General features: G+C 58.4%; 24 protein-coding genes and 4 pseudogenes. 8 read left to right on the top strand and 20 right to left on the bottom strand.

Features of this window, described 5'->3' with window-relative positions; translation table 11 throughout:
* Positions 1-71: 71 nt before the first annotated feature.
* From rdfA (BLW38_RS14530) to BLW38_RS14485, 11 genes and pseudogenes are all read right to left on the bottom strand, one after another.
* Positions 72-407 (bottom strand): annotated as a pseudogene (rdfA, locus tag BLW38_RS14530) (rod-determining factor RdfA); the annotation flags it as partial.
* 26 nt (positions 408-433) lie between these two features.
* Positions 434-703, bottom strand: a pseudogene (gene rdfA / locus BLW38_RS16880) (rod-determining factor RdfA); the annotation flags it as partial.
* 995 nt (positions 704-1,698) lie between these two features.
* Entirely contained in the window at positions 1,699-2,466 is a 768-nt protein-coding gene (locus BLW38_RS14525) for an IclR family transcriptional regulator (protein ID WP_092817918.1), read from the bottom strand.
* Positions 2,467-3,379: 913 nt separating this feature from the next.
* Entirely contained in the window at positions 3,380-4,285 is a 906-nt protein-coding gene (locus tag BLW38_RS14520) for a DMT family transporter (RefSeq protein ID WP_092817917.1), read from the bottom strand.
* A gap of 95 nt (positions 4,286-4,380) precedes the next feature.
* Positions 4,381-5,355 carry an amidohydrolase family protein gene (locus BLW38_RS14515; RefSeq protein ID WP_092817916.1) on the bottom strand — a complete coding sequence of 325 codons (975 nt, stop codon included), beginning with the start codon at positions 5,353-5,355 and terminating at the stop codon, positions 4,381-4,383.
* 1,195 nt (positions 5,356-6,550) lie between these two features.
* A complete protein-coding gene (locus BLW38_RS14510; protein WP_092817915.1) occupies positions 6,551-6,859 on the bottom strand; it encodes a Rieske (2Fe-2S) protein in 309 nt (102 codons plus the stop codon).
* A pseudogene (locus tag BLW38_RS14505) lies at positions 6,856-7,464 on the bottom strand (amidohydrolase family protein); the annotation flags it as partial. The pseudogene BLW38_RS14505 and the gene BLW38_RS14510, both read right to left, overlap by 4 nt.
* 587 nt (positions 7,465-8,051) lie before the next feature.
* Positions 8,052-8,804: a maleate cis-trans isomerase family protein gene (locus tag BLW38_RS14500; RefSeq protein ID WP_394327089.1), complete on the bottom strand. Its 753-nt coding sequence runs from the start codon at positions 8,802-8,804 to the stop codon at positions 8,052-8,054.
* Positions 8,805-9,960: 1,156 nt separating this feature from the next.
* Positions 9,961-10,341 carry a Rieske (2Fe-2S) protein gene (locus BLW38_RS14495; RefSeq protein WP_092817912.1) on the bottom strand — a complete coding sequence of 127 codons (381 nt, stop codon included), beginning with the start codon at positions 10,339-10,341 and terminating at the stop codon, positions 9,961-9,963.
* Between the two features lie 2 nt (positions 10,342-10,343).
* Positions 10,344-11,483: an amidohydrolase family protein gene (locus tag BLW38_RS14490; protein WP_092817911.1), complete on the bottom strand. Its 1,140-nt coding sequence runs from the start codon at positions 11,481-11,483 to the stop codon at positions 10,344-10,346.
* Between the two features lie 199 nt (positions 11,484-11,682).
* The gene (locus BLW38_RS14485; RefSeq protein ID WP_092817910.1) at positions 11,683-12,546 is read right to left on the bottom strand and encodes a fumarylacetoacetate hydrolase family protein; all 864 of its coding nucleotides are present in this window, start codon (positions 12,544-12,546) and stop codon (positions 11,683-11,685) included.
* 79 nt (positions 12,547-12,625) lie between these two features.
* Between BLW38_RS14485 and BLW38_RS16380 the strand changes: the two genes are divergently transcribed.
* Positions 12,626-12,793: a hypothetical protein gene (locus BLW38_RS16380; protein ID WP_177167532.1), complete on the top strand. Its 168-nt coding sequence runs from the start codon at positions 12,626-12,628 to the stop codon at positions 12,791-12,793.
* 9 nt (positions 12,794-12,802) lie between these two features.
* Here BLW38_RS16380 and BLW38_RS14480 read toward each other — a convergent pair whose 3' ends face one another.
* The 4 genes from BLW38_RS14480 to BLW38_RS14465 all read right to left on the bottom strand — a co-directional run bounded on the left by BLW38_RS14480 (position 12,803) and on the right by BLW38_RS14465 (position 15,720).
* Positions 12,803-13,057, bottom strand: a complete 255-nt coding sequence (locus BLW38_RS14480; protein ID WP_092817909.1) for a hypothetical protein — start codon at positions 13,055-13,057, stop codon at positions 12,803-12,805.
* 72 nt (positions 13,058-13,129) lie between these two features.
* Positions 13,130-13,636: a PAS domain S-box protein gene (locus BLW38_RS14475; protein ID WP_143040909.1), complete on the bottom strand. Its 507-nt coding sequence runs from the start codon at positions 13,634-13,636 to the stop codon at positions 13,130-13,132.
* A gap of 92 nt (positions 13,637-13,728) precedes the next feature.
* Positions 13,729-14,634, bottom strand: coding sequence for a DMT family transporter (locus BLW38_RS14470; protein WP_092817907.1), 906 nt, complete (start codon positions 14,632-14,634; stop codon positions 13,729-13,731).
* 111 nt (positions 14,635-14,745) lie between these two features.
* Positions 14,746-15,720, bottom strand: coding sequence for an amidohydrolase family protein (locus BLW38_RS14465; protein WP_092817906.1), 975 nt, complete (start codon positions 15,718-15,720; stop codon positions 14,746-14,748).
* Positions 15,721-16,137: 417 nt separating this feature from the next.
* Here BLW38_RS14465 and BLW38_RS16015 point away from each other — a divergent pair, with 417 nt between their 5' ends.
* From BLW38_RS16015 to BLW38_RS14435, 6 genes are all read left to right on the top strand, one after another.
* Positions 16,138-16,425 (top strand): hypothetical protein, encoded by a 288-nt coding sequence (locus BLW38_RS16015; protein WP_143040908.1) that lies wholly within the window; start codon positions 16,138-16,140, stop codon positions 16,423-16,425.
* Between the two features lie 59 nt (positions 16,426-16,484).
* Positions 16,485-17,534 (top strand): ABC transporter substrate-binding protein, encoded by a 1,050-nt coding sequence (locus BLW38_RS14455; protein ID WP_092817904.1) that lies wholly within the window; start codon positions 16,485-16,487, stop codon positions 17,532-17,534.
* Positions 17,534-18,361, top strand: coding sequence for an ABC transporter permease (locus tag BLW38_RS14450; RefSeq protein ID WP_092817903.1), 828 nt, complete (start codon positions 17,534-17,536; stop codon positions 18,359-18,361). The genes BLW38_RS14455 and BLW38_RS14450 overlap by 1 nt, the downstream gene beginning before the upstream one ends.
* A complete protein-coding gene (locus BLW38_RS14445) occupies positions 18,358-19,092 on the top strand; it encodes an ABC transporter ATP-binding protein (RefSeq protein WP_092817902.1) in 735 nt (244 codons plus the stop codon). The genes BLW38_RS14450 and BLW38_RS14445 overlap by 4 nt, the downstream gene beginning before the upstream one ends.
* A 4-nt stretch (positions 19,093-19,096) precedes the next feature.
* On the top strand, positions 19,097-19,510 hold the full coding sequence (locus tag BLW38_RS14440) for a hypothetical protein (RefSeq protein ID WP_092817901.1): 414 nt from the start codon (positions 19,097-19,099) through the stop codon (positions 19,508-19,510).
* 206 nt (positions 19,511-19,716) lie between these two features.
* Positions 19,717-20,649, top strand: a complete 933-nt coding sequence (locus BLW38_RS14435) for a DMT family transporter (protein ID WP_092817900.1) — start codon at positions 19,717-19,719, stop codon at positions 20,647-20,649.
* 32 nt (positions 20,650-20,681) lie between these two features.
* Here the strand turns inward: BLW38_RS14435 and BLW38_RS16605 are convergent, their stop codons facing one another.
* From BLW38_RS16605 to BLW38_RS16375, 5 genes are all read right to left on the bottom strand, one after another.
* Positions 20,682-20,873, bottom strand: a complete 192-nt coding sequence (locus BLW38_RS16605) for an aldehyde dehydrogenase family protein (RefSeq protein WP_245710250.1) — start codon at positions 20,871-20,873, stop codon at positions 20,682-20,684.
* Positions 20,870-21,085, bottom strand: coding sequence for a hypothetical protein (locus tag BLW38_RS16600; RefSeq protein WP_092817899.1), 216 nt, complete (start codon positions 21,083-21,085; stop codon positions 20,870-20,872). The genes BLW38_RS16605 and BLW38_RS16600 overlap by 4 nt, the downstream gene beginning before the upstream one ends.
* Before the next feature lie 81 nt (positions 21,086-21,166).
* Positions 21,167-21,475, bottom strand: a complete 309-nt coding sequence (locus BLW38_RS14425; protein WP_092817898.1) for a Rieske (2Fe-2S) protein — start codon at positions 21,473-21,475, stop codon at positions 21,167-21,169.
* On the bottom strand, positions 21,472-22,596 hold the full coding sequence (locus BLW38_RS14420; protein ID WP_177167530.1) for an amidohydrolase family protein: 1,125 nt from the start codon (positions 22,594-22,596) through the stop codon (positions 21,472-21,474). The genes BLW38_RS14425 and BLW38_RS14420 overlap by 4 nt, the downstream gene beginning before the upstream one ends.
* Positions 22,597-22,639: 43 nt before the next feature.
* Complete coding sequence (locus tag BLW38_RS16375) at positions 22,640-22,813, bottom strand: hypothetical protein (RefSeq protein ID WP_177167529.1); 174 nt, start codon at positions 22,811-22,813, stop codon at positions 22,640-22,642.
* A gap of 110 nt (positions 22,814-22,923) precedes the next feature.
* Here BLW38_RS16375 and BLW38_RS14415 point away from each other — a divergent pair.
* Positions 22,924-23,540 (top strand): annotated as a pseudogene (locus BLW38_RS14415) (IS6 family transposase).
* The last annotated feature ends 70 nt before the right edge of the window (positions 23,541-23,610 follow it).

Below are 23,610 nucleotides of genomic sequence, written 5' to 3'. Positions count from 1 at the left end.
AGTTGGTCCTCGTGAATCTCACCGTCTGCTTGCTTGTTGGAGTGCACATCCTCAGCAAGCAGACGTTCTAACTAACCGGCTTTGTGAAGTACTGATTCTTTGCAACAGTTACAGCCGCCGTTGTCGAGGAACGCGCCGAATTCGTGGTGTTGGCCACAGGAGTCACACGCGATGGTCACGTCGGTCAATACGGTGTACTCGTCGATGGCGACGGCCTCCCCGGCGAGGCGGTCCACGTGGTTATCGGCGACCTTCTCGGTGCGGTTCTCCATGGCGAAGACGGTGTCGCGCGCCGACTGGACCGGGTCCGTGTCCGACGAGTCCTTTTCCACTTCGATGCAGTCTCGGAGGTGGGTATGGATCGTCTGGTGAGAGACGAAGTCGCCACTGACCGACTCCGGGTCGACCCCCGCGCGCGCGCTAGCCGATTCTCGACCTGCGTCCGGTCCCCAGCGCTCACGTTCTCATTCGTCAGCAAGTGGTACATGTTCTCCACCTCGCCTCTGAGTATCTCGACGTCCTCGTCCCGGAGCGCGGCCTCGAGGAGCCGCTCGTTGAAGTATCGTTCGAGTGCCCGGAGACTGAGCGACTCTTCTCCGTCCCCTTTCCATCGACTCGCCAACTCCTCGTTGATCCGGTCGAGTCCGTATCCCTCGATCATCCGCCCCACCTTGCAATCACACTGCCTCGCAGAGTTGGTCATTTGGCGGAGATATGCGAGCGATGTCTAAAAGACTTCTAATATCCGGGACGACCGGACCTGCGGCCCACACAATTCAAACCGGGCTGTTGAACTGACCGTTTGGCCATAAAATATAAATATTTATAGTATAAAGTAAAATTGATATTTTTTGTCTATGGCGTGCAATGTACCAATACCTGCGAGTAACGAACCGCGCCCCACTGGGACGCCGGCCGACTTCTCCGTACAGTGCAATGCAGTATCCTAAATCCGTAGTTACCACATCGAACTAGCGAGTCCGTGCTATCCGCTTCAGGATAACTGGTACCGGCCAAAACTGGCGGTTCGACCGCTCTCGGTCGCCAGGCGCCGCGGCCCGAAATGGGGCTCTGTTCGTAATCCACCGCGAGCGGGGCACGACTAGGACACTCAGGCTCGCATCGAGTCGCCGTTGTGGTCACCGCCCGTTGCCGAACTTCAGATGACGTCTCCTAGATCAGAATCAATGACATCCGCGCGCCGCAAGGAGAGCCCAATTTGTGATATAAAATTATAGATCATATGATGATAATAGTATGGTATAATATTTATGATTTCTGTACGGGGTGAGATTTCCATCTGTAATTTATTTCGCCAACGTTTCCTCTGGCGCTATGCGTTCCGTTCTGCCCTCACCAATTCCTCCACTTGCAATCTGAGCGTCACCGAGTAAACCGAACCCTGTATGCAGAACGCCTAACTGACCATCTATCGCGCGATTCGCTGTAATTATCGCAGCGGTGGACGATGAATCGAACGTCGGCGATGTCACTTCGGTCGGATACCAGCTCGCACGGGACTGCGGTGACAAACTGGAAGTGCCGAACGTGATCGACAAACAGAAGTTCGAGGACCGCTAGTGTGACGGCGGTGAGTTTACCGTGGCTAAAGCAGTGAATAAGGCCACATTGCGCGCACAGGCCGTGATAAACGGCATGCTTGTTTCGTCGGATAGCTCCGCTCGAGCATCACCGGGTTTAATCGAAGGTCATTCTGAGTTCTATTTGGTTGGATGCGCTTGTAATGAGTTCGATTATCTTTTGGCGATGTTCTTCGGACTTTATGCGCGCGCTGGGTTGCCAAGTGGCGATCGCTCCCTGGACAACGTCATTAACGATGATGGGTGCGGCAACGGCCCAGGCACCTTCGGCTCTTTCACGGTTATTGGTCGCATATCCTTGCTTTCGTATTTCTTCGAGTTCTTCCACCAACGATTCGCGTGATGTGATGGAGTACGGAGTCTTTGCAGGAAGGCCGTGTTCGTCGATGATCTCGTGGACGCGCTCCTCAGGAAGATGAGCCAGTATCGCTTTCCCACCTGCTAGGCAGTGCATGTGGTCGTGTTTCCCAAGGCGGGCATGTGTTTCAATGGGGAGTTCTCCGACTTCGCGCGCGACATACACCATTTTCCCATGTTCTTCCACTGAAATCCAGGCCGATGAACCGCTCTCTTCCGCGGTCTTTTTGAGTATGTCTCTGGCGTGTGACACAATCTGCAACTGGTCGCGTACTAAAACACCGTGGTCGAAAAAGCGCAACGAGAGTCGATAGATATCGCCCCTCTTTGTTAGATACCCGATGTGTTCTAATGTAATGAGGTAGTTGTACAGGCTGCTCTCAGCCATCTCGCTATGTTCGGATATGTCGGTGAATGTGGGCTCATCGAGTTTCTCGATAAGTTGTAGTACATCGAACGCCTTCATCACCGTTTTGATCGCGTGTTGAGGGGCGTCGATCTCAGTCATACTTTCTATATCTCCACTAGTCCCCAAAAGAGCTTCTGTATGGTCTATCAGATTAATACAATTTCGACAAATCCACTTTAACATAGCTGAAGCAACTTCTTAGGGCGTGTACCATAGACCACCATATATTCCATTCAGTAAAATAGGATAGTAACTCCCTTTCAGAAATGAGACCGCGATCTTCTACGTTGGTACTCATTCACTGGGGTGCTTTACAGTGATATCGCTGTAAGGGTTAGCTTCTTTAGCCGTCATTGATACTACTTCAGTATGTCAGAAGCCGATTTAATGGGAAAATTCGGGCTTTTATCTATTCCAGCATCTCAAAACACTACCGTCAGTCGCTTAGCACTGGTTTGTACATAAATTATCCTATCACACGCTACTTCTGCTATTCTGAACCATATAGTCGGATAAAACCGTCATAGATGGCACATATGCCAAAATATTGGGGGGATAGAGGGTTTGTAACACCGAATGTTTGCTTTCTGATTCACTTTCGATTATATATGAAGTACCGTCGCTGGACCCTGTTACTTGTTTGTGCGAGCCGGTTATATGTCCGGTCAAACTACTCCGATTGTTGAGTGAGACTGTGGTCGGGACGAGCCGTCAAAATTGTCGAAGCGAGGAACTGAATACAGCAATTCTGCCACTAATTAATATTGATATTGTAAAGGACTGAACGGAACCCGCCTATTCCGAAGTCCGAACGTCACCAAGAATCACCTGACCCTTGAGCCAACGCCATATATTACTCCTTAACACCGAGAGAACGGAATCAGTTCTATTTCGGCACAGATCAGCGAATGTTGCATGACTAGACAAGCGTTTCTGTTTCCTGAGTACCACATCCTTTGCGTCGTTGTGACGTCCCTTCGTGGACGTTACGGGACTCAACGCCTCCCTCAGCTTAGACGAAGGCGACGATGACAACGGCGCCGGTGATGACAGCAATGGTTCCGCCGACTAGGCGCCAGGTTACTCTCTCAAGTTTGGGCAGCGCTAAATAGGAGATAAGGACGACAAAGAACGGACTCGTTTGCATGAGCGGGATCACAATATTGACAGGCGCGACCTCCAGTGCCCCGTAGTACAGCCCGAGGAACGTCGTATTGGTGACGCCGGCTGCGAGGTACCAGTACACATTCTTGCGGGTGAAATCCGTCCGTGTTGGTAGCTCTCCACGCCGGTACAGGACGACGACGATGGCAGTGAATGCGACAATAGTCTTGATCGTCAGGCCAACGAGGAGCGGCGTACCCTCGGCAAACCCGAGCTTCGCGAATGTCGGTTCAATCCCGTAGAAGAACGCGGCACCGAGTGGGAACACGAGGTACGCTAAGAACCGTTGCATCGGTACCTCCCCGGACTTGTCGGACTTCAAGTCGAGTGACACGACCCCAACCCCGACCGTGATAGCAACGATTCCGATGAGGTGCTCGACGGTGAGTGTCTCACCGAGGACGAGGATGGCGACGAACGTCGCATGCAGCGGCTGGGACGCCTTGATGGCGTCGGAGCGACTGGCCCCGATCTTCGAGACGCTCACGAAATACAGCGAGCGACCGAGCATCGTCCCGACCAGGCCAGCCAGCATGAACATAGTAACGGCATACGGCGAAATCCCGAAATTTGGATAGTGCAGTAAGGCAGTGGTCGGCAGGAGGATCACTAGATTAACTAGTAGGACGACTACCACGGCATCGAAGGCGCGCCCCTCGTTCGTCCCGAGGCGGACGAGGAGCCCGGTCGACGCAATCATCACGGCAGCGAGGAGTGCGAGCACGACGCCCAACAGGTCAGCTGGTACGGTCATCGAGATCGAATTACGCTATCGCGGGGGCTTGATGTGACGCCCGTGGTCACAGTTCTGGACGCCGACAGACGTATCGGGCGCGGGTCAGCGGAGTCTCAAGCCAAGAGCGACTTGAGGTTCTCGCCGAACACCTTCCGGCGGGCGTCCTCGTCGATGTCCATGTCCTCGATACCCTGGACCTCCTCGCGCAGGAATCCGCGGCCCTCGTCAGGGCCAAACGGGTAGTCGGTGGCGAAGACGAACTTGTCCTCACCGAAGAACTCCAGCCCGTCTTCGAGGACGTCGGAGGCGCCGCAGCGACAGGAGTCGCCGTAGAACCGGGAGAACGTCTCCTCGACAGTTCCCTCGAGCTCGTTGACCGGGTACGGGTAGACGTCCCGGTGTTCGACCTGCATCTGGTGAAAGAGGTCAAGCCGGTTAACGAAGTGAGGGATCATCGACCCCATGTGGTGGGGGATCAGCTTGAGGTCGGGATGGTCGTCCATGACGCCACCGAACACGAGGCGTGCGAGCGCCAGACTGGTGTCGAAGGGCCATCCGAGGATTTTGTGAAGCATGTACTCGCTGTCCCACTCGTGCCACTCGTGGAGCTGCGGGTGGAGCCAGATGGGGACGTCCTTCGACTCGACGGCGTCGTAGAATGGCCGGAACGGCTCGGCGTCGATAGGCTGGCCGTCGACGTTCGAGAAGATTTGCACGCCGGCCATATCCAGGTCGTCGATACACCGCTCGAACTCGTCGACGAACTTCCCGTCGAGATACGGCAGCGTGGCGACCGGGATGAGGCGGTCGGGATGTTCGTCGGCCATCTTCTTGACCTCGTCGTTGGCGACGCGCGTCATCTCGAGGGCGTCGTCGCGGTCGATACCCCGCCAGATCGGCGGGCGCGCGAGCGTGATGACCTGCCGGTCGATACCGTACTCGTCGAGGTCGGCGAAGCGGATGTCCATGTCCCAGAACCGGGGCGTGTCGGAGACGGCCTCCAGTTCCTCGGTCGGGTGGACCTCCAGCATCTCGTCGATGAACGGTTTCGGTAGTACGTGCGCAAATGCGTCTATTCTCTCGACCATAGGAGATTCTATCTCCCGAGGTAATTAAAAATATGGGTATTAGCGATGACCGAGGCAATTCTGAATGCAGATTGAGGATTCTGGTTCGCGATATTATAGATAGCGCACGTGTGATTGGGAGATCTCGACTTGATACTCATATTGGCGGCGTACGCATTCACTCAGTTTGGCAGCGCTATGTTCGGTCACCGGTTAGGGCGGGTGAGTAATTATCCCTGCAAGGATACCATTTCTACGGGCACGACTGGGAGAGCTATGATGGGCTTCAAGCGGACTTCGAATGGGAGGTTCTGGAAGTGTTCAACATCGCGAGTTACGTATGTGATCGATGGACCGACGAAAAGAAAAACCGTGTCGCGGTGTACGCGGAAGAACCTGGCGAGAAAGTCACTGCATACTCGTTTCAATAGATCCAGAACCTAGCCAATCAACTCGCGAACGAGCTTGTGGATTGAGGAATTACGATCGGAGACAGAATCGGTGTTCACGGTACCCAGCGGATTGAATCTCTGAGCACGCACCTCGCGGTGTTCAAGATCGGTGCAGTCTCCGTTCCGTTTAGCGTCCTGCTTGGCCCCAACGGGCTCCGATATCAGCCCGAAGTGCATTCATTGTGGACGAGGACGGCATTGAGGCGCTGCGGGGTATCCGCTCGGACGTGGATTCGCCCGACACTGTCCTAACGGTGAGGGCATTCGTCGAAAGTGACGAACACCACTTGTGAGACGAGATAGAGGACCAGTCAACTACGAAGTCGCAAAGCTCGAACAGATGAACTACCTCTAGGTTTCCGGTTGGGTTGAATCCGAGCTCTCTAGCTTTGAGGACCGCGAGTTCCGCCCGGGGTTGGAATCGTACAGCCGGGACGAATAACAGACCGCATCCCTGTTTCTGACGGAGTAGCAACTATCTATCTCCTTCACAGTCTCAGGTAGACAATATGCCTTCTTCGACGACGTCGAAGGTGGGCAGTACCGAGTCCCTCGACGTGGTTACCATTCTTGAGGTCGTATCCTCAGTAATGCCAGGGAATACTTGCCGCGCCAATGATTGTCAAACTCATGGGCTGTGGAAGTCCATCCTATACTACTGATAGCATTGTTTAGTCTTAGATGGAAAATGAACTGCTGGTCCCTTGTCGAATAGCGTGCACGTGCGAACCCAAGGAGCAGTGGCGGCGGAGACGGTCGCCGCGTCAGACGTTGACGTAGACCTCGTCGTCGGTCACGTCGACGTCGAAGGTGCGCAGTCGCTTGTCCCGGTCGACGACAAACTCGCCAGAGTCGAGTTCGAACTCCCAGTAGTGCCACGGGCAGTACACCGTCTTCTCCTCGGCGTTGATCTCCGCGTCGAACATCGGGCCCTGCTTGTGGATGCACTTGTTCTGGAGCGCGTGGAACTCGCCGTCGACGTTGAACACGGCGATCTCCAGGCCGTCGACCTCGACGCCGATGCTCTCCCCTTCGGGGAGGTCCTCGACCGTGCAGATCTTGTGCCTGGTCATCGGTCCAGTCCGAACACCTCTTCGGCCGTCTCGTAAAAGATGCGGTTCCGGAGGTCCTCGTCGACGTGTTTCGTGTACAGCCAGTGTGGCGGGTCGAACGTGTGGTGGGGCCAGTCGCTGGAGAACACGAGCGTCTCCTCGGCGTGGCACATCTCCAGAAGCTGGCGGTGCTGCTTGGTGTTGGGCGGGCCGGCCACCGGCTGGGTGGCGAAGTAGAAGTTGTCGAACAGGTACTCGCTTGGCAAGCGCTCAAGGTACGCCTTCTCGGCGTCGAACATGCGTTCGGTGATCTTGATGTCCTCGGGGTGGTCCTGGTAGAACTCGTCCATGCGGTAGGCGACGAACGGCAGCCAGTTGACGCCGCCCTCCTGGATCAGGACCCGCATGTCGGGATACTTGTCGAAGACGCCGGTCATGATCATGTTAGCGACGTGCATGATGGAGTGGACCGACCAGCCGAGGCCGAGGATCTCGGTCCAGGTCCGCAGTCCTTCCCCGATGGGACCGTACCGAGGCCAGTAGCCGCCGGAGCCGTGCAGCGACAGCGGCATGTCGTGTTCGACCAGCGTCTCGAAGACGGGGTCGTACTCGGGGGCACCCAACGGCTTGTAAGGTCCGACCCACCGGTCACGGCTGCCGCCTTAACTGGCGGGGTTCCGCAGCCTTTCCGAGTATCGGGCCGCATTTGATGCCCCCCGACGGGACGCTCGGACCCGTGATGATCGCCCTCCTCTCCCCGCTGGAGTTCGCGGTTCCGCCACTGGCGTCCTCGTGGACATCCTTGGGCGACGAACGATCATTTCCCTGCGCCCACACCTGTCGGCGTGACGGGCGTCACACCCTGTTCGTCAGAACATTCTCGGTCCTCTTCGTACTCCGGAGTATCCAGAACATTGCCAACGCCGGAACGCCTTCGATGACTGCGACGGTCGTCGGGAGCTGGTATACGGAGGTTGTCGGTTCGGCAGCACGGGAATACGTTCCAGTACCCACGGACTGGCGTTCACACTTGAGGCCTACCCCGGGTATCAGCCTATAGCCTTCCTCACGGCGTCTCTCGCTACGGGATTCGACCTCCTCGTCATTTTCTCGTTCGTGTCGAGCCGTCTGGAGAGATCACCGACGTGAGGGCCCTCTTCCACGGATAGCCGTTTCGAACGTTTCAGTCACGACCGGCTACGGTATCGGCTGCTCACTGATCGACGCGAGGGCTATTGACCACGTCGCCAGAGAGTAACGTTCCGCAGTCGGGCACGCGTGGGTTGAGCCCGAGTGCGAGTAACGAGTCCCAGACGGTCGCGATGCTGGCCGAGAGAACGGGGACGTCGAGGCGGTCTTCGACGATTTGCACCGATTGAAGGGACGGCATCTGCACGCAGGCCGAGAGTACCAGCGCGTCCGCGTCGTCGGTCTCCAAGTCAGTCGCCAGCGAGACGAGATTCCCCGGGTCAAGCTGGGCAACCTCCAGATTATCAGGACACTCTAGGCTGACGTGGTCGACCACTTCAACTCCTTCCGCCTCGAAGTATTCGATAACTGTGTCGGTGAGGTTCTGCATATACGGTGCGATGAGCGCAATCCGATCGGCCTCGATCGCTTCGACGGCTCTGACTAGTGCACCTGCGCTCGTCACCACGGGCGCCTGGCCGCCGTTGTCCGCGGCCGCCTCGCGGAGTTTCTGCTCGGACTCAGTGTGGTACCCTGGTTCCTGAGCCATGATACCGATGAGGCAGGCGTAGCTGATCACGTCACAGCGGGCGTCGGACAACTCGACGGCGCAGTCGACGCTTTCGGCATCCATCTGGGCGAGCTCTTCGGGGGTTACTTCCTGCATCCGCATGCGACTCCCGTGGAACGTGAAATCCTCGCGGTACACGTCGGGACGACTCCGTATCATCGCCGGTATCTCGGTCTCCATCGTTACGTTCGAACTCGGGACGATCATCCCGAATCGGTAAGAACTGCTCATCGATCGACTGATTGTTTGCTTGGCGGCTATAAATCACTTTGGCCACTACTACCAGGGGGTTAGAGTTCGCCGATGTCAGTTGCACACTACTCCCGTCCCCGTTCGAACGTGGACCTCGGTTCAATCGCGTTCAGGCACACGTGAAGAGGCCAATTGGGCGATGTTCGTCCAGTTTCATCTGGTGGTGGATTCTGGGACGGTGCATCGCTCGCCTGCCCCTTCTGCGGTCTCGCGCTTCGTGATGGCGTACCCCTTCTCTGATATCCTCCAGTTTCACCACGAGTTCCTCCGCCGACGTGCCCGGATACGTCGTCACAGAGGGAACCTGTGATGGTCGACGATTTCACGGACGCAACCCGCGGCAAATGAGTGACCCTCCTCTCCGGCAGGACTGTGAATATGTCGGTCAGTTGGGTTACCGTCGGTTCCTGGTGTTTGCCGATACGGTAATTAGTGCCGGACGTCTTCACGACTGCTTTGATACCTGGTTGGGTAGTTTCGGCACCAATTACACACTGTTGCAACGCGAAGAAACCCCACCCCACCGGCTCAGTCCCCTCAGAGACCGCGGCCGTCGAACATTTCTGAAATACCGAAGTAGCGGTCCTCCCCTATTCATTGCGTCTGATTACACTTGACGCCCGTATCAGGATTGGCGGGTGAACTATTCCGACCGTCGGCTAAATCAAACGACTGTTGGTCCAGGGGAACTGTTCGGCCTCTACACTGCCCTGCAGTAGCGTAGTGGCGCCTGAGGTACCCCTACAGGTATCGGATCTATCCAAGATGATTTCACTGACTAGTCCGAATCGGCGTTTCCTATCTACCGTCGATGTTCTATCTCGAGGCCGATGGACACGTTTCGCACGACTCATCTGGAAACGAGCTAGTTCGGATTTACCGAAGCGGGTGGGCCTATAAACGACCCGTACGTATATAACTATTATCTGTGAGAGTGCCTGAAACGCCTGGTTCGACCGAAAACGACGTTCACAGTCACTTTCGGACATTCCGAACCGGTCTGTCACCTGAGCAACGGCACGTGAGCCAGGCGCTGCGTGGGCCAAACGACAACAGCAGGCGAATCGAGTGGTGGCAAAGAAGCGGTCGAGAGCCGAGTGCTGACGACTCGTTATATCCGGACGTAGACGTCCTGGTCTTCGACGTGCGTGTCGAAGGTGCCGATGCGCTGGCCGGATGCCTCGTGTTCGCCTGTCTCGAGGTCCCATTCCCACAGGTGCCACGGACAACTAACTGTACAGCTCTCCTCGTTGACGCCGCCACGTGTGTCGGTCCAGGTATGCTCTGCGTTGATCTTCTTGTCGCCGGCCTTGCAGAGGGGGGCACGCTGGTGTGCACACCGGTTGGATATGGCATAAAACTCGCCCTCGACGTTGTAGACGGCTATCTCGATTCCGTCCACGTCGACGCCGATTCCGGTCCCCTGTGGGATCTCTTCCGTCGTTGCGACCTTGGTGAACGCGTCGTCGACGGTTACGTTTTCCGAAGACATGGTTAGATGTTCAGGATTTCGTCGGCGTTTCCGTGCAGGACCGCGTTTCGGAGGTCCTCGTCGTCACTGAACGCACGTGAAGTGTAGAACCACGTTGGCGGATCCAACGTTTGGTGGGGCCAGTCGCTCGAGTATACGAACATTTCCTCTGCGAAGCTCAGGTCCAACATCTTGGACGCCTCGCCGGAGTTTCGCGGCAGCGCGAACGGCTGCGTGCACAGGTAGAAGTTGTCCTTCAGGTACTCGCTCGGTGCCTGGTTGAGGTACTTCTCCCCGGACTCCATCTTTCGCGGCGTGATCTGGATGTCGTCGGGGTGCATCTCGTAGAACTCGTCCATCCGATAGCGTAGGAACGGGACCCACCAGTGACCGGCTTCCTGGATAACGACGTTCAGGTCGGGGAATCGGTCGAACACGCCGCGCATGATCATGTTGATGACGTTGACCATCCCGTGGATCGGCCAGTCGAAGCCGAGGATCTCCGTCCAGGTCAGCATGTCGTCACCGATGTAGGAGTGCTGTGGCCAATAGGAGAGCGAACCGTGAAGCATGAGCGGGAAGTCGAGTTCGACCAGTTTCTCGAAGACGGGATCGAACTGTTCGTTCCCCCACGGAACTTTGGGGTCGAACCAGGAGTACGCGGCGACGACCCCGTCTTCCTCTCCGACCCGGTCAAGTTCCTCGACGGCGTACTCCGGGTCCCACTTCGGGAGCATCATCGACGTGTAGATCCCCTCGTCGACGAAGTTGTCCAGCATGTAGTCGTTGGCCGCCTGACAGACGGCGTTTTTCAACACGGGATGGTGCTGGAGGTTGAGATTGTTGATGCCCGGGTTGACGATCGGTTCGTCGACGGCGAGCATCTCACAGGCTTCGTGCACGTCTTCCGCGTGCTCGGCCCGCCCCTGCGTGTACAGTCCTTCGTTCCCTTCCTTGATCGCGTAGGCCGCGTCCCACTTGCCCATGACCGGCGTTGAACCGAATTCGGTCGTTAGCTTATCGCGGGCGCGGTCGTCCTCGACGTAGGACATCAACTCGTCTTCCATCGGATTGACGTGGAAGTCGAGGTCGACGATTCTGTCGTCGTAGGCTTCGGGTGGCACCTCGACGTCAGTGTCTAATCTGCGTACTGATGAAGTCATACGAATAATCGATCGGTTCGGAACGAATTAAGTTTTCCTCTCGGCCACTGCTCGTTCGCGGCCGTCCGCAATTGAATAACACGGTCGTTCCACTCGGAACATAGTGATCGGCGGTACCGTCGACCGGGCAGCGAGAGTCAGGGTGACGACGGGGGTGAATCGCCGCGATGACGGATGAATCCGAACCGCGTCGGATCCGTTACTCGTTTTGCTGGCTCTTCTTCACGTCGACATCGGCAAAGCGGACGTCGCGCTCCTCGACATCGACCGTCATCGAGCCAATGCCTTCGATCTCGGCGTCGATGGTATCGCCGCCGGAGAGCTCGCCGACGCCACTCGGGGTGCCCGTCGTGATGACGTCACCCGCCTCGATCGTCGTCCCGATAGAGGCATACTGGACGACGTCGCCGCAGTTGTAGATCATGTTCCCGGTGTTCTGCTGCTGGCGCGTCTCGCCGTTCAACTGGAGCTCCATATCGAGATCGTGGGGGTCCTCGTTTTCGAGCTCGTCGACGGTGACGACGACCGGGCCGATGACGGTGAAGGTATCGTACGACTTCCGGTTCGAGCGGTCCTGGTCGCCCCGAACCGAGATGTCGAGCAGGATCGTATACCCGAGCACACTGTCCCAGACGTCGTCGCTCGCGACGTCCTTCACGTCGTCTTCCATGACGAACGCGAGTTCGACCTCGTAATCACACCGTCGGTCGACGAACGGCAGCTCGATGGTATCCTCCGGCCCGATGACACTCGAGGGGGACTTCAGGAAGTAGCCGGCCTCCTTGATATCCATATCAAAGTCCTCCATCTCGGCGACGTGGTCCTCGTAGTTGAGCGGGGCGGCAATCACCTTTCCGGGGCGGCGGACCGGCGATTCGAGGCGGACGTCCGCCAGGTCGTACTCCGGTTCGGGGAGCGAATCGGCATTGACGTCGATGTCTTCCCGGACGACCTCTTTCAGGGGGTCGTTACTCGTGAGGTCGAGGTGATCGGTCAGGTCCACGACGCGATCATCGTCAGTGAGCAGTCCAAGCCGGTCGCCGTTGAATCGAACGAACCTCATGGTCTATTCCACAGAGCCAATGGGTTAAATTGCTACGGTTCCGCTGGACGGTGTACTCGCTCGGTGGGAAAATCGACGGATGAAGGACCCGTGCTATCGCAACGAGAACGAGGAGCTCTACAGCCCCGGTGTTCACGTGACGAAGTGGTTGCGGTGTAACCTATCGATCAGTGACCACGACGTCGAGGGTGAGATCGAGCCTCCGACGCCGACGTACTCCGGCGACCCGAACGGGTTCGTCCTGTAGATTCAGGGACTAGAATCCCACGACGTGTTGGACAGAACGACCGACGACAAACTCCTCGGCATCGGTCTCTATCGTTTCGACAGCATCGAATTCGCTGGCCGAGAGACCTGTGTCTCGGGTCACGGCAGGTCGCCCGATGCCGGGTTCTAGTTCCACCGCTCCTCTAAGTACGCGGCCGAACTCCGCGAGGCCATCGTCGACGCCGACGAGGAATACGGCCTCGAAGAACTCAGGTCGAAGACCTCCGTCGGTGAACGAGTACACCTCTTTCCTCGCTCGCAGCGAATATCACGGGACACAGAATCGGGAACCGGACGTCGACCGAGACGACGCGACTCACCCGTCTCGGTCGGCGACCCGTCGGGGAATGGCCACGACGTACTCGGTTCCGTCGACAGAAGCGACGGAGATACTCCCCTCGACGGGTAGCGTCGATCCGGTGTCGGTCCTGATCTCGTTCTCTATCTCGACGCCGCCTTCGTCGCGCACTCTCCGGACGAACGTCTGCCATTCGGGTGGCCTGGAGAAGGTCGTCTGACAGTCGAAGATAGTCATGTCTCGAACCTCTTCCTTGGCGTAACCCAGCCACTCACAGACCCTGTCGTTGGCGTCCAGTATCTGGCCCGTCTCGGGGTCGATGATGAACAGCCCGACGGCCGCTCGGTCGACCAGCGAGCGAAACAGGTCGTCGTCTCTCTCTGGAGTGTTCCCGTCTGGTGAATCAGCCATATCTGCATGCCGCTTCGAAGAGAAACCGGAAAACGTCTTTGCGAGAGGGCGGGACGGCGTCGACGACTCGAGTTCGTCCTGGAGAGCCAGTTTCGACGTGATAGACGCAAACAAGTATTAACGGTTGACACGACTTGAACCGCGCCGGGTGAGCTATCGACCGATGGTTGGCCCACAGGACCGGTGTGTGGCCGTCAAGGGCGCACTCAGACGTTGGTGACCACGATCACCGCTCCGGTGACGACACAGAGGGTACCACCGACTATCCATCCGGTGATCCGCTCGAGGCGGGGTAACGCAACGTACGAGATGACGACGACGAAGAGCGGGCTGGTCTGTGTCAGGGGGATGACGATGTTCACCGGGGAGAGTTCGAGCGCGCCGTAGTAAAAGCCGAGAAACGTCGTATTCGCCAGCCCGGCAGCGATGTACCAGCGGAGGTTACTGCGCGTGAAGTCGTTGCGACCAGGGAGGATACCCCTCCAGTACAGGTAGGCGACGAAGCCACTCGTCGCCACTACGAGCTTGATCGAGAGGCCGACCAGGAGCGGCGTTCCCTCGTTGAAACCGATCTTGGCGACCGTCGGTTCCAGGCCGTAGAAGAACGCCGCACCGAGAGGAAAGAGGAGACTCATCAGGAGTTCCCGCGTTTCCAACGAACCGGAGCCGTCGGATTTCAGGTCCAGCGAGATGACGGCGACGCCGACGACGATGAACAAGATTCCCAGGAGGTGCTGGAACGTGAGCGACTCCCCGAGAATGACGATGGCTATGGCGGCCGCGTGGAGTGGCTGTGAGGCCTTGATGGCGTCCGATCGACTGGCACCGATCTTCTCGACGCTGGCGAAGAACAAGCTCCGGCCAAGCAACGTTGCGGTGATGCCCGCCAGGGCGAACATGAGGACCGCCAGCGGCGTAATCCCGTATGACGGATAGTTCCAGACGAGCGTGAGCGGGAGTAATACTACGAGATTCGTCCCCAGCACTACGAGCAACGCGTCGGACGCTCGCCCGTCTTCCGTTCCGATGCGGACGAGCAGCCCCATCGTGGCGATAGTCAGGGCTCCGCCTACCGCGAGCCCCGCGCCCAGTACGTCCGACGGTACAGCCATACTACGTGCTAACTTCGTCCGAGGTGAATGTTATCGTCAGTTTCGTATCCGCGCCGTCCCCTCAGGACGACGTGGCAGTGATTCCTGTCCTGACCATCTAGCGAGCCCCGGTCAGGGGAGCAGCGACTTCAGGTTCTCGCCGTAGACGTTCTCGCGGACCTCATCGTCGATGTCCATGTTCTCGACGCCCTCGACCTCTTCGCGGAGGAAGCCACGTCCCTCCTCGGGCCCGAACGGATAGTCGGTCGCGAATACGAGTTTGTCTTCGCCGTAGAACTCCAGCCCGTCTTCGAGGATGTCGGACGCACCGCAGCGGCACGTGTCACCGTAGAACGAGGAGAACTTCTCCTCGACGGTTCCCTCGATCTCGTTGACTTCGTACGGATAGACGTCGCGGTGTTCGACGAGCATCTCGTGAAACAGCTCCATCCGCTTGGTGAAGTGCGGAACCATCGACCCCATGTGGTGAGGGATGATGTCGAGGTCGGGATGTTCGTCTATCACGCCGCCGAAGACCAGTCGCGCGAGCGCGAGACTGGTGTCGAACGGCCATCCGAGTATCTTGTGCAGCATGTACTCGCTGTCCCACTCGTGCCACTCGTGGAGCTGTGGGTGGAGCCAGATGGGAACGTCCTTCGACTCGACGGCGTCGTAGAACGGCATGAACGCCTCGTCGTCGATCGGTTTCCCGTCGACGTTCGAGAAGATCTGTACGCCGGCCATGTCGAGTTCGTCGATACATCGCTCGAACTCGTCGAGGAACTCCCCGTCGAGACGCGGGAGCGTCGCGACGGGAATGAGGCGGTCCGGGTGTTCGTCAGCCAGTTTCTTCACCTCGTCGTTGGCCAGTCGCGTCATCTCGAGTGCGTCTTCGCGGTCGATCCCCTGCCAGATCGGTGGCCGAGCGAGCGTGATGACCTGCTTGTCGATACCGTACTCGTCGAGGTCGTCGAACCTGATGTCCATGTCCCAGAACCGCGGCGCGTCAGTGAGCGCCTCCAGTTCCTCCGTCGGGTGGACCTCCATCATCTCGTCGATAAATGGCTTTGGCAGTACGTGTGCGAACGCGTCGATTCTCTCGACCATGGGTGCATGTATCTCCCGAGGCAATTAAATACATAGGTATCCCCGCCGGCCGGCGTAGGCCGACCTGCCGCGGCCTCTTGCAGACCGGCCCACACGCACGTGCGGTGACGATCGGCACGTTCACGTGGAAAGCCACCGCGTCGTTCCTACCGACGTTCCTGACGTAGTGTCGGGGCCTGACACGACAGACGGCGGGGATATTCTTCTCGCTGTGCCCGCGGTCCACGGCGCCAGCCAACCGGTCACGGGGACGCTCTCGGACCGCTATCAGTGCGACCTCATCGCCGCCGTCATCATGGTACTGGGCGTCGTCGGCTACGTCCTGCTAGTGATCACGAACGAGTTCGCCGTGGTCGTGCTCGCCGTCGTCATGACGGGTCTCGCCACGAGCTGGGGGCGCCGCTCCAGTCGCGGTCCATGGACGACATCTCGGACGCCGAGCGCGGTCCCGGGTTCGGCCTCGTCCGTACCGTCTACACGACCCTCGGCGCCACCGGCAGCGTCGTCACCGGGGTGACCGCCGATGTCCTCGGCTGGACTGCGTCGTTCGGGCTCCTTGCCGTCATCATGGCCGTCGGCGTCGGGAATTATCGTGGTCAATTACGTGCTCGGGGTCGGCTACTGACCGGACCGGTGCGACCCCGCTGGTCGCCGGGACTCTCCACGTTTCTCACGAGTAGTACTGTCGCTAGACCGTGCAGTTAGCGTGTGTTTCAACAAAAGATTTATGTGTGTAAATAGGGAACACGGAACTGTCGCAGATCATGACATCTGACGCCCTAACAACCAGACGAGCGTACCTTACAGCAGTAGCCACAGGAACCGCGGCACTTGGCGGCTGCAGTAGTGATGGTGGTGGTGGTGATGGCGGTGATGGCGGTGGCAATACCACTACCACCACTACCGGTACCACCTCTAGCGAGCAGGATCTCCGCGAGATCTCGTTTGCGACGACCGAGACCGGTTCTATCGGTGTATTAACAAGTATCGTCCAGGAGGAGGGGTTCGACGAGCAACGTGGTATCAAGATCAATGTTCAGGCTACCACCCCGGCGAAAGGGCCACAGCTGCTGAAGAACAAGGCTGTCGAGACCAGCCTCTTCTCGCCACAGGGGGCGGCCATCGCCAACACCGAGGGGTCGAACATCCGGCTATTCGGTCCCCTCCTTGCTAACCACAATTCCTTAATAACGACCGCGGACAACACCGACGTTCAGAGCTGGGAAGACCTCAAGAACGAGAAGGTGGGAATCCTGAGTCCACCCTCGGGGATTTGGAACCACACGAATCTGCTACTGAACGAGATGGGCTACTCAACGGACGACTTCGACTTCCGAAAGGGTTCACCCGGAAGTATCCACTCGTTTAACGCGCGCGGCGACGTCGCTGCTCACGTACACTTCGTCCCAGTAACCGTCAAATCTATCGCCAGCGGGGGGATGAGAGAATTGCTGTTTTACCCTGATAAGTTCCAGGACCAATTCGGACACAATCTCCAGTTCACTCCTCTAGCGGCCCACCAGTCGTGGCTGGATGAAAACCCAGACGCTGCCAGGAGTCTCCGCGAAGCGCTTATCGACGCTCAGAAGCTATTCACCGACAGCCCCAAAGACACCATCTCGAAGTACAGGGACACCATTGGGCTTGAGAACCAGAACCAGGTCGACACGGCGGCCGAGCGGATGCCCGCCACCTATCCGGCAGCCTGGGGAAGCACTCAGACGAGTAACCTTCAGTCCCAGCTGCAGATGTCGAAGGAATACGGGCTCATTTCGGACGACGCCCCAACTGACATCGCGGTGAGTGATATATAATGGCAACCGAACGACGAGGCCACTTCGGGAACTGGAAACCCGAGAATGTAAAACCGCTGCTCGTCGAGGATGTCCTTCCCAGATTCGTCTTTCTGGTCGGATTCCTTGCTGTCTGGCAGGTCATAGCGGTGTACTTCTCGCAAAACCTCTTGCCAACGCCGATGGCAGTATTCCAGGAGTCAATATCTATTCTCGTCTCCGGGGAGTTCTTCTACCACCTGCAGAACACCGTCCGGCGTGTATTCGTCGCATTCGTCGCCGCGTGGTTCGTAAGCATCGCACTCGGCGTGTGGATGGGGTTGTCCGAGCGCGCCGAGAAGTTCTTCGACATGGGCATCATCATCGGCATCACGATCCCAGGGCTCGCGACGGCCATCATCTCGGTGATGCTGTTCGGGCTCCAGCCGCTGACGGCGTATCTCGCGGTGTTCGTGGCCGTCTTCCCCATGATCACGCTCAACTTCTGGGAAGGTGTCAAGGACATCGATTTGCAATTGGTCGAGATGGGCGAAGTGTTCGACTTCGGACGAGTTCGTACGATTCGCCATGTCGTCCTGCCCCAACTCATCCCCTACATGCTCTCGGCGGGGCGACTTGCGCTTGGGCTGGCGTGGAAGCTCGTCGTCATCGTCGAGTTCCTTGGTTTTGGCAACGGTATCGGCTATATGCTCACGAGCGAGTATAACCAATTCAACATGGCCGGCGTACTGGCTTGGACCGCGCTGTTTACTGTGATCATGCTCCTCATCGAGTACGGCGGTTTCAAGCTGCTCGAACGGCGCTATCTCGCCTGGCGGCCAAACATCGAAATCAGGGGACAAGCATGAGTACGACAGACGACACCGTCATCGCCGTCAGGGGACTCAAGAAGAGCTACGGCGTGAGCGCCAATCGATTCGAGGTGCTCGACGGGCTCGACCTCACTATCCCTCAGGGCGATATAACCTGTATTCTCGGTCGCTCCGGGTGCGGAAAATCGACGCTCCTGAAATGCATCTGCGGTCTCGAGGATGTCGATGGCGGTGAGATTGACGGGGACACGGACGATCTCGGCTACGTCTTCCAGGAGGATCGTCTCCTCAATTGGAAAACGGTCGAGGATAACATCCGAATCGCCCTCGAGAGCAATGACATTCCCAGTGAGGAACACGATGACAGAATCCAACACTACCTCGAACTCGTAGGACTTGCGGAGAACGCGACTGACTACCCCCTTCAACTCTCTGGTGGAATGCGTCAGCGTGTTTCTATCGCACGTGCACTGGCAGTAGAACCTTCGATACTACTGATGGACGAGCCGTTCAGTGCGCTCGACGAGATCACGGCACGGGAACTTCGTGAGAAGTTCTTAGAGATAATTACTGAGCTCGATCAATCGGTTCTGTTCGTCACGCACAACGCGACCGAGGCCGCGTTTCTCGCCTCGCGAATCGTCGTATTTGAACACGAACCGCCGGCCGCCATCGAGCGTACGATAGATAACGACCTTCCGTACCCGCGGGATATAGACTCCAAGGAAGTCCAGGAGTTAAAGCGCGAGATTATCACCCACATCTAACCACGTGATCAAGTTCGACAACCCCTACACCGAAGGGGACCTTCGTCTGAGCGTACTTCGTCTGAGCGTACTTCGACTGAGCAAGCTGTGGCGGCGCCTCTGGGAGTACACCATTCAGGAAACAGCTAGTCTCTGTGGACTGCCGGGCGGTCTTCACTTCTTACGGTGGCTTCACGATGGCCGAGAACCCCGCCGCCGTCGAACAGCTGACCAGACGACCGAGAAACTGCAGATCCCTGTCTTCGAGAATCAGAAGTTGCAGTTCAACTTCCCCATAAACCATCCGCTGTACGTCGGCGCCAGCGCCGGGACCGGTGTGTTGAACGACGCTATCGACGCCGTGGAGAACGGACAGTTAGCGTCACTCGACGTCAGGATCGACGACTCGACACCACAGATCACCGGTGTGTACGGCTGACCGGCTACTCAATGGGGAATCGCCTCGTTCGACGTTTCCGACGATGTCGTAGCCGGCCCACCGGGCTCGCTCTCCCGGTCCACGAGTCGGTCCGCGGCCTCCGGGAGGTAGTCGCGTTCGCCCAGGCTCTGCGGCCCTGAACGTGGCAACGCCGACGCCTCTGTGGATATCGACACCTCTATTCTCCTTGCTGGAAAAGGGAGCGTGTGACCCGGGGCAGCTATTGGAACGCCGGACTGTTCGTGCTCGTCTCTGCCCTGTTCGGGAGTGTTTTCGTCGGCATCAAGGCGGGACTGACCGCCTTCCCACCCGTCTTCTTCGCCGCCCTCCGGTTCGACATCGCCGCGCCGCTACTGCTCGCGTACGCGGCGTGGCGATACGACGTCTGGATCCCACGCCGTCGGCCTGACTTCGCCGGCATCGTGGTGGGCGCGGTGACGGTCATCGCCGCGAATAACGCGCTCCTGTTCCTGGGTCAGGAACTTGCGACGCCCGCTGCGGCGTCCGTCATGTACGCACTCAATCCGATGCTCGCACCCGTCTTCGCCCTCGTCCTACTCGACCGGCGACTCGACCTGATCGGCGTCACCGGCATCGCCCTCGGTCTCGTGGGTGTTCTCATCATCGTCCAGCCGTCGCCGGCGACGTTCATGTCCGGATCGACACTCGGGCAACTCCTCGTTCTCGGGGCAGCGGCGTCGTTCGCCCTCGGGAGCGTGCTTGTACGACGGTACGGGACAACGATGGACAGCGTTCCGATGACGGCCTGGTCGATGGCGCTCGGCGCTCTCGTTCTCCACGGCCTGAGCTGGGCCCTGGGCGAGACCGTCGCCGGGGCGACGATAACCCTGCGGGTCGCTCTGTCCGTCCTCGTCGTCGGTGTCGCATCGACGGCGGTGGCCTATCCGGTGTACTTCGTCCTCTTGCACCGGATCGGGCCCGTCCGGGCGAATCTCGTGGCTTACGTTGCGCCCGTTGTCGCCGCTATCACGGGCTGGGTGCTTCTCGACGAACCGGTCACGCTGGCGACGGTGGTCGGATTCTGCGTGGTCGTCACCGGCGTCGCCTTGCTCGAACGAGACGTTCTGGCAACCGAGTTCAGGCGACTCTCGCGGACTCCGGAAGCCGACGGCAGATAGGTCGCACGCGGAACGGTCATTCGCTCGAATCCTTACTGAGGCTCGTCAATGTCGACGTCGACAACCACGTTCTTCAGATGGGTGTAGACCTCCATCGACTCTGTGGCTGTGACGAACTCCGCCACGAACTCTTCGTAAACGTCCGCGTGGACGAACACGCACGTGGTCGCGAAACATACCTGATCGGCGTTCCAGAATGTTCTGGCCGTGTCCGCGGCCGCTATCTCGAGGTCTGCATCTGGAACACGAGTGCGGGGCTCTTCCCGCCGAATTCGAGCATCGATAGCCGGTCGATTCCCCCGGATTTTCCTTCGGTGACCGACGCTATCTCCGCACCTGTCGCGGGATCTCGAACCGTGAACGTTTCGCCGCTCTCGAACGACGCGGTACCGATCTGGGCGGCGTACTCGCCGAGCCACTGACTGCCGGAATTCATGGCAACGTGACTCACCCACGCGACATTACTGGTAGGTCGCTCGGGGTCACGGCCGTGAAAGAATAGTCGCGAGAATCGAGACTAGACTTCGACGTAGATATCGTCGTCGTTCACTTCGACGTCGAACGTGCGCAGTCGTTTGTCACGGTCGACGACGAACTCGCCGGAGTCGAGCTCGAACTCCCAGTAGTGCCACGGACAGTAGACCGTCTTCTCGTTCGCGTTGATCTCGGCGTCGTACATCGGCCCCTGCTTGTGGATGCACTTGTTCTGGAGTGCGTGTAGTTCCCCGTCGACGTTGAACACGGCGATTTCCAGGCCGTCGACTTCGATGCCGAGGCTCTCTCCCTCGGGCAGGTCCTCGACGTGCCCGATCTTGTGTCGAGTCATCGGTCGAGACCGAACACCTCCTCAGCCGTTTCGTGGAAGATGCGGTTGCGCAGATCCTCACCGACGTGTTTCGTGTAGAGCCAGTTCGGCGAATCGAACGTGTGGTGTGGCCAGTCACTCGAGAAGAGGAGCGTCTCGTCGGCGTGGCACATCTCGAGTAACTGCCGGTGGTGTTTGGTGTTGGGCGGGCCGGCAACCGGCTGGGTCGCGAAGTAGAAGTTGTCGAAGAGGTATTCGCTCGGTAGCCGCTCCAGGTAGGCCATCTCGGCGTCGAACATCCGTTCGGTGAGCTGGATGTCCTCGGGGTGGTCCTGGTAGAACTCGTCGAGGCGGTAAGCGACGAACGGCAGCCAGTTGACGCCGCCCTCCTGGACGAGCACCCGAAGATCCGGGTACTTGTCGAAGACGCCGGTCATGATCATGTTCGCGACGTGCATGATTGCGTGTACCGGCCAGCCGAGTCCGAGGATCTCACTCCAGGTTCGCATCCCCTCGCCGATGGGGTCATGTCGCGGCCAGTACCCGCCCGACCCGTGGAGAGACAGCGGCATGTCGAGTTCTTCGAGGCGCTCGAAGACGGGGTCGTACTCGGGGCCACCCAGTGGGGTATACGGGCCGAACCAGCCGTAGGCGCCCACGATACTGTCCTCGCTCGCCATTCGGTCGATCTCTTCGAGCATGGCCTCGGGGTCCCACTGGGGCATCATCGCCTGGGCCAGGATGCTGTCGTCGACATCGACAACCTCATCGAGGAGGTAATCGTTGTACGCCCGACAGACGGCCGTCTTCATCCGCGGGTTGTGCGTCGACGGCAGGTAGTTCAGGCCCGGGGTGACGACCGGCACGTCGATGCCGACCTCCTCTTTCGCTTCTAGGATGTCCTCGCCGTCGTGTGCCGCGCCTTGCGTGTCCAGTCCTCGCCCGCCCTCGTTCGTCGCGTACGCTGCAGTCCAGTATTGCGTCCCCGGTGGATGGCCGAACTGGTCCAACTTCCGTTCTATCCGCTCGTCGTCGACGTAGGGAAGCAGTTCCTCGACAGTGACGTTGAGGTGGAAGTCCGAGTCGATAATGTACTGTTCTCGCACCCGTTCCTCGACCGGATCGAGCTCTGTCTCGGTCATCACTAACATATCGCAATCCTCGTAGATATAATTTTCCATGCTACTATCTCCCTTGATCGGTCACCATCCGGCGGACTCGACGCTCCGTCGGCCACCGCGAGGTTCGACGGAGGGTTTCGATCACCCCGGCCGTGAGGCCTCCGGCCTCGCCGTCCGCGAGGTCGACGATCACCAGGGCTGTGAGCAGGAAGAAGAGGCCGATTAGCAGGAACGCCATCGACGCGACGCCGGTGACGTCGGTGACGCCGCCGAGGAGCGTCGCTGCGACGAATCCGACGAGCGGGTCGTGTTTAGTTAGGAGCGAAAGGTGAGCGGACGAATTTCTGCGTGTCTAGGCCCGGAATCCGCCGCCTTACAGGACATAGCGACTGGATCGATCTGGGTCCTGTAGAGGGCGAGCGGACACCGCGGAAGTCGATGAAGCTCGGTATTTGGTTGCATCTGGCTGGTCCTTCACTTTCGAACACCGTCTCAGAATTTAGGAAGTTCGGTGTCTAACGCGGTCGGAAAGCAGTCCACAATCGGGTACAGAAAGCCGATCTACAGCCGGCGAACGGTGAAGCCCCGAATCACATCACTCTGGATGAGACGGTGATTCGCGTCACGACGAGCAGTTCTGGCTGTACCCCGTCGATCCAGAAACCAACCATGTGTTCCATCTTCGCATCTATCCACGGCGAACGACGGAGATCACAGAGATCCCTCTCGGGGAACTCCGTGAGAAACACGATGTAGATCACACCGAGTTTCTCGTGGACGGTGCGCCGTGGCTTCAAACAGCGTGTGGTCGACACGGGCTCCGATTTCGCCATGCAACCAATGGAAATTGGAATGCTGTCCAACATGTCTACTGGGGGTAAAAGACGGCATCATCGTTCGCAAATACATTCAGCCATGCCGACCCGACCACAGCTGAAACCTCAGTACTTCACAAAGCCGGTTAGTTAGAACGTCTGCTTGCTGAGGATGTGCACTCCAACAAGCAAGCAGACGGTGAGATTCACGAGGACCAAC

Origin of the sequence: Halopenitus malekzadehii (assembly GCF_900108505.1) — an archaeon.
GTDB lineage: Archaea > Halobacteriota > Halobacteria > Halobacteriales > Haloferacaceae > Halopenitus > Halopenitus malekzadehii.
This window is presented reverse-complemented; position numbering and strand designations above follow the sequence as displayed.